This window comes from Chryseobacterium sp. C2(2020) (assembly GCF_014218915.1).
GTDB lineage: Bacteria > Bacteroidota > Bacteroidia > Flavobacteriales > Weeksellaceae > Chryseobacterium > Chryseobacterium mucoviscidosis.
Genome location: NZ_JACLCT010000061.1, coordinates 1 through 11,986 on the forward strand (window position 1 = coordinate 1; position 11,986 = coordinate 11,986).

At 30.3% G+C, this 11,986-nt stretch carries 6 protein-coding genes; 3 read left to right on the plus strand and 3 right to left on the minus strand.

What is annotated here, in order from left to right:
• Positions 1-159: 159 nt before the first annotated feature.
• From H6W52_RS20205 to H6W52_RS20215, 3 genes are all read right to left on the minus strand, one after another.
• On the minus strand, positions 160-3,273 hold the full coding sequence (locus H6W52_RS20205) for a DEAD/DEAH box helicase (protein WP_185216919.1): 3,114 nt from the start codon (positions 3,271-3,273) through the stop codon (positions 160-162).
• Between the two features lie 3 nt (positions 3,274-3,276).
• Entirely contained in the window at positions 3,277-4,107 is an 831-nt protein-coding gene (locus H6W52_RS20210) for a Hachiman antiphage defense system protein HamA (RefSeq protein WP_185216920.1), read from the minus strand.
• A gap of 120 nt (positions 4,108-4,227) precedes the next feature.
• Entirely contained in the window at positions 4,228-5,547 is a 1,320-nt protein-coding gene (locus H6W52_RS20215) for a hypothetical protein (RefSeq protein WP_185216921.1), read from the minus strand.
• 86 nt (positions 5,548-5,633) lie between these two features.
• On the opposite strand from H6W52_RS20215, the gene H6W52_RS20220 reads away from it, so the two are divergent.
• Genes H6W52_RS20220 through H6W52_RS20230 form a run of 3 tightly spaced genes read left to right on the plus strand, consistent with a single transcriptional unit; the run spans position 5,634 to position 11,748 of the window.
• Positions 5,634-6,995: a hypothetical protein gene (locus H6W52_RS20220; protein WP_185216923.1), complete on the plus strand. Its 1,362-nt coding sequence runs from the start codon at positions 5,634-5,636 to the stop codon at positions 6,993-6,995.
• Positions 6,996-7,046: 51 nt separating this feature from the next.
• Positions 7,047-8,159, plus strand: a complete 1,113-nt coding sequence (locus tag H6W52_RS20225; protein ID WP_059137840.1) for a metallophosphoesterase family protein — start codon at positions 7,047-7,049, stop codon at positions 8,157-8,159.
• Positions 8,152-11,748, plus strand: a complete 3,597-nt coding sequence (locus H6W52_RS20230; protein WP_185216925.1) for an NACHT domain-containing protein — start codon at positions 8,152-8,154, stop codon at positions 11,746-11,748. The genes H6W52_RS20225 and H6W52_RS20230 overlap by 8 nt, the downstream gene beginning before the upstream one ends.
• Positions 11,749-11,986: the final 238 nt, after the last annotated feature.

Below are 11,986 nucleotides of genomic sequence, written 5' to 3' on the forward strand. Positions count from 1 at the left end.
TTATTTTTGAAAAAAGGCTCAGATTATAAAATCCAAGCCTAACTTTTCTACTTACACACTTTACGGGATAGTGTCTTATTTAATTTTTTATGCATTTTAAATTTACTATTAGAAATAGTTTGGAATGGTTTCCGAATAAATTTCTACAGTAAAATCCACTTATTTAACCAAAATCTCTGAAATCCTTTTCCATTCCATCCCATTTAAGCTAGAGTTTCTTGGGCTTAAATTATCCCAATCTGTATTTGTTAAATCACGAACCCTCTTCCTTAAAGTTGTGTAGGAATATTCATTTATACCTCTTTCGATTAAATCTTCAAAAGAAAATGCAAGTGCTCTTGGAACACCAATCATTCTAAACGCTAATGATTTTTCATTGTCAACTCCAAAGTAGACTAGAGACGGAATATGAGAATCTTGTATATCTGTATTTCCTTTTACTATTCCTTCTAATGCACTTAATCCCCAAGATGCCTTAAATCTGATATCATTCATTTTTTTTACAAATTCGGTGATACGATCCTCAGTCTCTTTCTCGTCTGTGTTTTGAATATTATATATTGGATGGATATTAGCAATATTTGATAATTTATCACCCTTTACCCAATCGATTATTATTTTGGCGTACAATTCCGGATTAAATTGACTTTGGGCATCTACTCCTAATTTTGTCTCTTTTAAAGCAGCAATTACTTTTATTTTCTCAGTTAAGTTTTGTGGGTTTCCACTATCAAAAAGCTGTTCTTTTGACCAGCTTGATAAATCACTGATTTCTGTATTTGTTCGAGCTTGTCTCATTACATTGATAACAGAAGGTACAGAGAAACCTGTTTTATCAGCAAAAGCCAGTACACCTTTGTCACTATATCTAGATTGTAAAGTCAAGTAGATCGATTTACAGATAGATATGAATTTTTGTCTCTTCTCTTGAGTGTCTAAAAGATAGTATTCTAAAGAGTCCTTGAAAAGATCTTCAATTTCAGTTACATAATATTCATTCCCTCCAACAGTTAGAAGATGTACAAAATATTGAATTAGTGGTGAAAGTGAATTAGAATAGTCCCTGAACAAGTCATAAAATCCAGTAGGTTCTTTAAGCTTTTGTTCAATATAATCTGCATTTTCAAATAGTTCTGCTAAAACACTTGTTAAAGTATTTGCACTATTACGAATTAGATCTTTAGCATTATCTACATTAGCCTTGCTGTTAAAAGGCATAATTATTTTACCGTAATTGTCAACAAGTGTCCTGCCTGCTCTTCCTGCTATGTTCCAAAAGTCATTTGAATCTAATTTGTTATACTGACCTCTTCTGTAATCATCAAAAAAAACTGATGAAACCGGAAAATTTACTCCCTCAGCTATTGTGGTAGTTGCACATACATATTGTATGTGCTTTTCTCTGATTAAATGCTCAACCAAAAGCTTTGTTTCATCGGACATACCACCATGATGTGTAACAATTCCTTTGTCGATGACTTTGGATAAGGTAGTTTGACGTCCAACTTCGTCTTCAATGAATTTTTTAACTAGTTTAACATCATCACTTGAGTTATATTTTTGAACCTTATCATAAATGAAATCAGCTCTACTATTTGCAGTTCCTTTTCCATAACAAAGAATTAACATTGTCTTTTCCTCCTCTGAAAAATGGTTTACTGAAAATTCAAGAATTCTGTCTTTTTTTCCGGAACTTTCTAACGTATATGGATTTTGAATGATAGTTTTTTCAATAGGTCTGACTGAATCATAAGGCGTTTTGAGAACTTCTAAATGAATTTCATTTTTGGTAATGGTTTTCTTTACATCAATACCTAAGATAAGTTTTTCGGAAGGTTTCCAGTCAACATATATCGAATTACCTCCACCAAGCCATTCAGTAATTACTGCATTTGCATTTTGAATAAATGGTGATAGCAGCATATATTTTGCATTAGGACGTTCTCTTCTTAAAATAGCTAACAGTAATTCTAATTTCGCTCCTCTTTCTCCATTCTGAATGGTATGAGCTTCATCAATGATAAACATAGAAACATCATCAACAGATGGATGTCTTCTTCTTATCAAAAGATCTAATTTTTCAGGTGTTGAAATTAAAACATCTATTTTTTCGTCACCACTCAAGAAAGAGTCTTCCGTTGGGTCTACTTCAATAGCAGAAGAAGTTTTCTCGATGGCAAATCCTAGTTCTTCAAGGTCTGATTTTAGATCATAATAGACTTGGTTTACAAGAGCTCTAGATGGAACGACGTAAACAATCTTTGCGTCTGCTCTTAAAGCTTTTGTAATAATAATATTAAATTCTGCTAACAGAGTTTTACCGGCACTTGTTGGCATCTGTAAAACAGTTACATTGGCGGCAACGTCTAAAAGGTTTTCAGTCATTGCCTTTCTTTGAGAAGGTAACAACTCAAGCATGCCTGTTTCAGCCTTGATTCTGCAAAGCTCTCTAATTTTATCGTTAAATTTAGTATTAGTCCAAATCGCATTTTTATGAATTGCATTTAGACCAAATTCAAATATTTGAAATATACCTAGCAAGCGCGGTTCATTAATAGCCGCTTTTTTAGCAATGTCTAAATGCTGTCTGATTACTGAATCTATACGTTCCCTATATTCATAGCCCTTCACTAAGTAAGTCGCAGTTTCGACTAATGCTTTTGTAAGATGATATAATGACAATAGAAGATACGCTTCATTTACTTCGTCTCTAGCTGTAAACTGTTGTAAGTATCCTTCTTCGTATGCTTGTTGTTGATTTCTTAAATTATCAATTATAGAAAGCGCCTCTTCAATATCCTTGAAACCGTTTTTCTTACGAACTAAAAGAAGATAGGCTTCCATTGTCTCATTAATCAATTTAAACTTCCAATCTTCGGTTTGGTAATTTGAAGTTTTAAATTCTTTAAGATCAATTCTTATATTGATGTTTTTTTCTGCTTTTAATGCAATATTAGATAAATAGAAATAATATAATATTGTTTTATCAATACCTTCAAATCCGAATGCATTTTGAAAATCATTGGCATCATTCTCCGATTCAATGTTTATTGATTTTAAAAGTTTATAAGCAATATTACTTTCTGAAATCAAATCTTCCTCTTCAGAAAAAATATTATTTGTAATGAAAAAGGTCAATCGGATGATTTCCGAATTATTTAAATTCGATTCTATAGGTAGTTTTAATTGATCAAAAATGTACAATTTCTCACTTTCACTTAAAAGTGAAAGTATAGATTCTTGCTGCATTATGGCATTGACAATATTCTTCATCAATTATGAAATCAATTGTTGTACTTTTTCATAAAACATTTTAACTGTTTCTTCAATGGTTTTATCTTTAAATGATAAAATTGAAAAATGAACTTTTCCAGGTTCAAAATTTACTTGTTCGGACTTCATTTTTCCAAAATCCGAATCTTCATTAACACATTCAAAATCGCGTATTAAGGTACAACCATATGTAATGTCAATTTTATCTTCGAATTTATGTTCAAGACAAATTATTGCAAAGCCAATTATTTCCGCATCCTTAATATTCAATCTCCTTGCATAGTCTGATAATCGCTGTATAACAACAGGGGTATCATTTTTATGATTTGTATGGGTATTAAATATTGAATCCGAAGAAGTATCAACAACCGATGGTGGTGTTTTTTTATCCTGTGAAACTTTAGCCTCTCCTAAAAGAATTTCTATTTTATTATCAGAAGTTTCCTTATAGCCGATTGCATCCAATCCTCTACCAGGCATATCATACCTTTCTCTGAAAGTTATATTTTTCAATGGTATAATAAATCTCTCACCTTCAGCAATTTTTTCTTCAAAATAATAGGTCATTAATAATTCCCCCAGATCACTGCGGTAAATATCTTGGAGAACAGCTGGCTTGAGCCCTTCCTCTCTCTTTTTATCAAGAGGAACGGAATTTTTTTTAATTATTTGTTGGAGTACATCTGTTCCAAATCCTAAATTCCCAAACAAAGTTTGTTCACCGATATCACTATAATTAAACAAAGTTGTACTTCTTTGCTCTAAATACTTTTGCGCAAATTTTTCAATAAAATTATCGGCAACTTTGATATCTAATTTTTTATGTATATGCATAATTTTAGGATTTGCAAATTTACTATTTATCCACCGATTTTTTCTTTAAAAATACGTTAAAAAAATGATGTGGATTCAGTGTTTATAACATAATGTTTTTAATTTTAATTAATTTCCGACTTAATTAAATGAACTAAAAGTGTCTTTGAGATATACAAATGATGTCAGACATGAGAAAAAATCTTTCGAATGTATTTTTCTTTTATGTTCTATCTGAATTTTTTTTGTCATCAAATCATGGTAGATCCCTAAGTATGAGACTGAAGATATCTGTTCAGCCTCAAATCCTTTAAACAACGTCTCAAAATGAGGTGTGCCAAAGGCTCGCTTATTTTCCTTTGAGCTATCAATAGCTTTCATAAGATTATGGATTATATACCCGATATTCGGATCATCTCCTGGATCAGTAAAATCTCCCACACTTAAAAAGTCCTTTTCCCAATAAGCATCCATTTTAAGACTACCTTCGTCAAGATCAGCTTCTGTAGGTTCATAGAATCTTAATTCATCCGTTTTAAAGTCTACATCATAATAGTTGGTATTTACGAACCCTCCCATTTTTATAACGTCATCGAATGGTAATTCTTTATATTGCTGCAGGGCCTCCTTCAACATCTTACGATGTAAATGACCTTTGTAAGGGTTATAAATACATAGAGTAAAACCATGTGGATAAGGAGCACCATGGTAGGCGTTGTGAAATATTACAAACCCGTTTATATTTTGGCGATTAAATATGGTTGTTATATAATTTATAAATCCATCTTTATTTTTGACTTCAGATATTGTAAAATATTCAAAAGTATCAAAACATTCATAAGAGAATAAGTTTCTATAATCTTCTTCTTTTACATCTTTAATTGGATTGATAATTTTTAATTTTAAATTTTGGATCTTTTCCTCTTTAACTGTAAAATCTAGGTGAAGTGGTAAAGCTTGAATATTATTCCATAACATTGAATATTCTATTGCTGATCGTGGTGTGACTCTCCATTCGGTTGAAATGGGAATCCATATAACTTGTAAATTAGATAATCCCTGAAATCTGTGTTGTAAACCAAGATTATATGCTGAAAGCTCTGTGACGGCTTCACGTTCAGTGCCTCGACTTGTTTTAAGCTCTATAAGTGCTAAGTTTAGACTCTCAGTGTTATAAGCTAAAATGTCAACCGATGGTTGTTTTCCGGTTTTTGAACCTGTTTTTAAAAGGGGAAATTCAGAGTCAATTAATTTGTAGTATTCTATATTTCTTGTGGAGTATGATACTTTATCAACTAAAATTAACTTAACAAGATCTGAAATCTTGATAGATGACATACAATCAAAAATTTCTTTCTTCTGCTTTTTTATCTCATTGTTATATTCCTCAATGTTAGATATTTTTTTATGGAAAGTATTAAAATTTTCACAGAGATAATCTTGCACTTTACTTTCTATCATGGTTTTATTTATTAATAAATATATACATTTAATTTTTGTTTTTTAGTAATTTATGAGTAATTTTTACGCTTATTTATTTTGTATTTATGATAAAGTTTTTTGAAGATTTTGAATGTGACGATGACGAACTGGTCACAGGTTATGACTGGATAAGGGGCTTTTTGTCTACAAAAGACTGGATGACGAAAAAAGACAACATTGAAAATTGTTTACTCGAAAAACTAAGGCCTGTTGATCCTTCGAAAAATATTGCCGAAAGTAAGCGTCTTTTAATTGAGGATGATAAAATTGGCTGGTATTTGTACTTAGCTTATACATATATTTATGAGAGACATAAGTATAATTATTTCTCAGGTGCTCGTGTTTTACCGATTTTTAAACAGATTGGAAAATATATAAATGTTGTTAAAAATATTCCAGGGATTGACAAAAAGATTAGAGATATGCTTAGGAAAAGGCCTAATGAGGCTGATGCAATCTTATTTGAAATCCTAACAGCTTTATTATGGAGCAGAAATGGTTATTCGGTTGAGATAATAAATGAAAATCAAGGGGCTCTCGGTAAGAATCCAGATTTTCTTGCAATAAAAGGAGATGAAAGTTGGGAAGTGGAATGCAAGAGATTAGGTCCTTCAGAATATACAGGCAGGGAGACAGTGAAGAAGCTTAAAATGATCAATGAAGTGAAGGATCTACTAACAAAAAATAATATTTTGTTATACGTTGATATTCATACGGAAGTATTTAACCTTTCCGACTCGTTCCTTAAAGATCAATTAGAAGACCTGATTCTGACAATTGAATACGAAGAAAAACATTTGGCTTTACCTGAAGCTGATTTAAGAATTTCTAAGATTGATGTTGGAAAAATAAACAATCATTTAAAGACGCATTTTGTTAAAAATCACTCACCCCAGCTCTTAGAGTTAATAGCAGGAAAACCTGTAGATCATCAAGGGTTTACTTGTGGTTTAGATGCAAAGTTCCAATATGTGGAAGGCAATTTACTTAGTCAATATTTGGATAAGGTTAGAAATGTTTTTGGACTCTATTTTAATTGTGATGCGCAAGAGTCAATTGCTGCAAAGGCAAAGGATGCTGGAAGACTAATAAAAAAAGCTATTAAGCAGTTTCACGGTGTGACTGGTGGTGTAATTCACGTAGGTATAGAAACTATGGACGGTCCGCTAGTTGAAAAGATGAGGACAGAGAAGGTTTTGAAAACCTGGGAACATTTAGATACAAATGAAACTGCACTTAGTTGGATTTTTTATCATTATTTTCAGTCCTATTCACGTTCTTATAGCGAATGGTCTTTTGATGAAACAGTAAATTCTGCTACTAACTTAGTATATCCCGAAAATCCAATTCCTATCCATTTCTTAGTTGTTCCTGAAGAGGAAGTAACAATTGTAGATGGTTCACATTGGGAAAGAGAAGCGCCTTAAGATATCTTAAACATAAAACTAAATAACGACTTGGAAAAAGTATTTTAAGTTATGAGAATTATTCATCTGTCTGATATACACTTGTCTAAAGAAAATATTGAAAATTTTAGGCTTTACTACAGAGGAGCTTTAATTAATGAGCTAAGGCATAAAAATTCTGAAATTGATATTGATTTAATCATTATATCGGGTGACCTTGTAGATAAAGGTGGTGCATCTTTGAAAATGGTAACACCCTATGAAGATTTTGAAAATCCTTTTGATATTTTCGAAATCGAATTTATTGAGCCTTTATGTAACGAAATTGGAATAAAAAAAGAAAAAGTACTTTTTATTCCTGGAAATCATGATATTGAACAAAACAAAATCGATGAAGTTAAAGAAGCTGGAATTAAAGCACTTTTGAAATCCCCGCAAGATGTGGATAGGCTATGTGGAAAGTATCTGAAAAATTTTCAAGGTTTAAATTTTGAAAGGCTGGACGCCTTTTTAGAATTTGAGCAGAGATTCCATAATAAAGATGAGGATCAGCATTATGAATTTTCAACGCTTGAATCAAAAGTGATCTACGATTATAATTCAAGAAAAGTAGGAATTGCTCTGATAAATGATTCTTGGCGCTGTGCATCTGGGAGAGTAGAGAATCATTTTGTGGGATCACATCAATTTCATAGATCAATCCAATTTTTTGAGAAGTATGGAACCGAACTAAATATTGCTGTTATGCATCATCCATTGGAATGTTATAATCCCGAGGAAAAAAATGAAATTGAAAACCTCCTACATTTTAAAAAATTCGAAATGTTGCTCTTGGGTCATGAACATAATAAACATTTCAGAGGTAGTGATTTTGGAAATGACCAAAAGATTCTGTTTTCAAGAGGACGGTCTGCATTTGATAAGCCGCACGAAAAAGAATCAAAATACATATCTGGTTATGCTATAATAGATATTGATTTTTCGAATAAAAACATAAAATGTAATTATAAAATCTATGATGAGGGTTCTTCAAAATTTTATGATGATGTTCTTGGTGGGGATGCTGTCAGGACATATAAGTATGGAATTGCAGAGGAAGTTAAAGAAAAGTTTAATATGAAAGAAAAAGACTTCTTTATGGGAATCGATAAAAGTCAATTTAAAAATAACCCGGGCAATGAATAATATATATTACGAACAAAGGTTTATTAAGAACTCTAAAGACGCTACAGAAATTCAGACTATTGAAAGTAAGAATAAAACAAAGCTTGCTGATGTCTTATTGAAAGATGGAAGGATCGTGTTACTGGGGAATCCAGGAATAGGGAAATCAACTGAACTCAATATGCTATTCGAAAATCTTTGGGAAAATAGGGAAGATAGTATGAATTTCCCATTAATTATAAATTTAAAAAGTTTCCGCCCTGTTTCAAGATTTGAGGACTTAATTCCATTGAAGGAATGGAAGGAGCTTCCAAAAATGACTTTTATTTTAGATGGGCTAGATGAAATTGCGGATATTCAAGATTTTGTTTCTGAATTAGAGAATTTTTTGAATAAAAATGATGACAAGATAATTAATGTTGTTTTAAGCTGCAGAACCAATATATATGAGAAGTATTTAATAAATATTTCAGGATTCAAATATTATTTTTTAGATGGATTGACTGATAAACAAATAAATAACATTCTTGAAAAGCGAATATTTACAAAGTTAGGAATTGAAGAACTTGATAAATTCAGAGTCTATCTGGAAACTCCTTTTAATCTTGAGCCTTTTTGTGAATACTATGAAAGTAAAAAGGCATTTCCTGAAACCCAGGAAGAATGTTGGAATCTTTTCATTGAAAATGAATTAAGGAAATTGAGCAAAGACAAGCTTAAGAAAAGAGAAAATGTGGATATTGCCCATGTAAAAAAATGTCTGGAAAAAGTTGCTTTAGTGAGTGAATCAATGCATCAGAATTATATTTCAGATGATCATGTTTACAGTCTTTTAGGAAAGGATGATAAATCAATATTTGAACAGATTTCTTTAGTTGAAAAATTACGTAAAACTGATAATTTTGTTTTTAGGCATAGAAACTATCAAGAATTTTTTTCTGCCAAACTATTGTCAGAATTTACGCCAGATGAAATTATTTCTTTAATAAGAATTCATCCGGAAGAAAATATAACTAAGCCTTCGTTTTTTAACACAATTACTTTTTTACTTAATATAATTGAACCTAAAAAATTTATAGAGCTTGAGAAATGGTTTTTAGCTAATGAGCCCGAAATACTTTTTTTAGCGGAAAAAGATAAATTACCTGTATCAACCCAAAAGGAAATTTTCAAGAAATATTTCCAAGAAATTTCTGTTGAAAAGACATTTTGGTTTGGAAAAGATAGAAGGTTTTCAATTGATAAAATTGCCGAATTTGCAGATATAGATTTTTTGTTAGGAATTGTTAGAGAAAATAATCACTTCAGAAGTGTTATTTCAGCGTTGGACGTTCTATCTTTTACTAAAAATACTGGTAAGGAACTTGAGATTAAACAGATTTTTACAGATTATATTTTTGCAGGTGATAGATACATGGAGGTGGCTCTGAGATCTTTTAGGGGTAAAGGTTTTCACAAGTTTGATAAAGAACTTTTTTTAAGTATTTCTGAGCATTTTAAAAACGATTTTTCTCCTGAAATAAACCACCAGCTTATAGCAATGATTGCTGATTTTGAATTTGTAGATGAATATTTTTCTGTTTTAAAAAATTGTGTTGATAAACTTTACGAAGTTAGACCGGAACAAATTAAGGATAATACTATTCGTGGTACGAAATGGTTGTTGGAGAAAATTTTCTTAAAGATTGAAAATGCTGAGAATTTTCTATCGGTACTAGATGTAATATTTAATGAAAAGTTTGATATTAAAATTTCTGATTTTTATGATAAAAAATTTAGAGATAAGTTGATTGAAAGAATTTTATATTTTTCAGAAAAGGAAACTGACTTTCTCTTAAGATGTATCGATGCATTTTTAAGACATGAGGATAGTTTTATATATAGAAGAGATAGTATTATAGTTGATGTGATAAATAGGTCGTCAAAAGATTTTAGAGCATTTAAATACATCATAAATAAATATGGATTGTCGGACAAAAATTATATGTTTTTAAGTTTTTTTGACAATAAGCAATGCATTGATTATTTGGTTGAAAAATATGAAAACAAAGAAATATTTATAGAAAAGGAAACTGATTTAGATTTTTTAAGATACAAGTACTTTTATACCAATTACGAATTAGGCTATTATTATGAAAAACTCTTTAAAGATGCGGGGTATAAATTTCCGGAAGACTTGCCTACCGAAAAGGAGATCATGCTTGAAAATAAAAGAAAGAAAGAATTTGTTCAAAGCAATTTTGATATTCTTTTTGATAGGGAAGAATTAGCTGCTGAAGTCTCTAAAGTTTTTGATAATAACTCTATAATTGATATGACTTGGAAAAATATTCATGAGATTGAATGGGAGTGGTATAAAAATAAAAATGAGCACGGAGTTCAACATTCTGTTTTCAGGGCGATTTCTGCTTCAGTGAAAAATAGCGAGAAAAAAACGAAAGAAGATGTTATTGCACATATAAGTAATGATTATTTCATTATTTTTCAAATAAAAAATAAAATTAAAGACAGAGAAAATGAAGGTTTTACAGTTAAAGAGGATCAGATTTCTTACATAAAACAATTGTGTAAAAAATTTGCAGACGAATTTAATTTTAATCGTGTAATTAATGTAAAGAGTGATGGAAACTTAGGTATTTACAATGGATATAGTATTTTAAAATTACTTTTTTACTTTGACAAGAAGTATGATATCCAGTATTCAACAGATTTTTATCTTCGATCATTGAAATATTGTAATATTTTCGGTAGCGCTGAAGGTAATACAGATTTCATAAAATCAAGAATTAGTAATCCAGATCTTTTTAAAAATCAACTTATTGAGAATTTAAAAAAAGAAGTATTAGATTCAGGATCTTTAAAAGATCATATTGACCAGGCAATTGAACTAAAATTGGAGGAGACTTATCCAATATTGGAGGATAATTTTCTAAATGATAATTATATCTACTCTCAAAGAGATTTTCTCTCGCGATACACTGAACTATTAAATAAGGATCAAGAAATTACATTTTTAGAAAAGTGCTGCAATAATATTGATTCTTATTTATGCTGGAAGGCAGTTGAAGTATTTATTGAAAAAAAATTGCATAGTACCTTTATTCTGGAAATTGCCAGAAAACATTTGGAAAAAGAGAATCCTAAGTTTGTTTCAGATGCACTTAACGTACTATTTTATTGTAATGATGAAAGTGCGTTACCTCTATATCTAAAATTTCTTATCGATTTTAAAAATACTGAACGAGTAGACTACAGGGATGATTACCGAATAAAAGATTTTGCAAATTATAAGAGATTAGATTCTATATTAGTTCTGAAGGATATTTTTAAAATTGTTTATGACGAAAATGTAAAGGATACCTTTGATTTTTATAATTCTCAGAATTTACTGAAAGTACTAATTAATAATTTATCAGAAACAGAGGTAGGTTACAAAAAAGTACGGGCAATGCTTACAAATTTAAAATCTGAAATTATGAATAATGACAATAAGTTTTTTTATGTTAATAATTTAATTGAAGATTCTAAATTGTCATACTATGCTTCTATCTCACGTCCATTTACATTTAAGGAAGCAAAAATTTTTTTAGAGGAAATTGAAAGCATTTAGATAAAAAAAGAGATATAGATGGGACGGTGGTAATAAATTAAGAAGTGTTTGGATAAACTTATTTTTAAAGGAGAAGATAATTATATATGCATACGAATCAAATATCTCTTGATGGGGGAATGACATATGCGGAAACAAATATGGCTTAGTTTTTTTCCGAGGACACTATCCCGTAAAGTGTGTAAGTAGAAAAGTTAGGCTTGGATTTTATAATCTGAGCCTTTTTTCAAAAATAAGC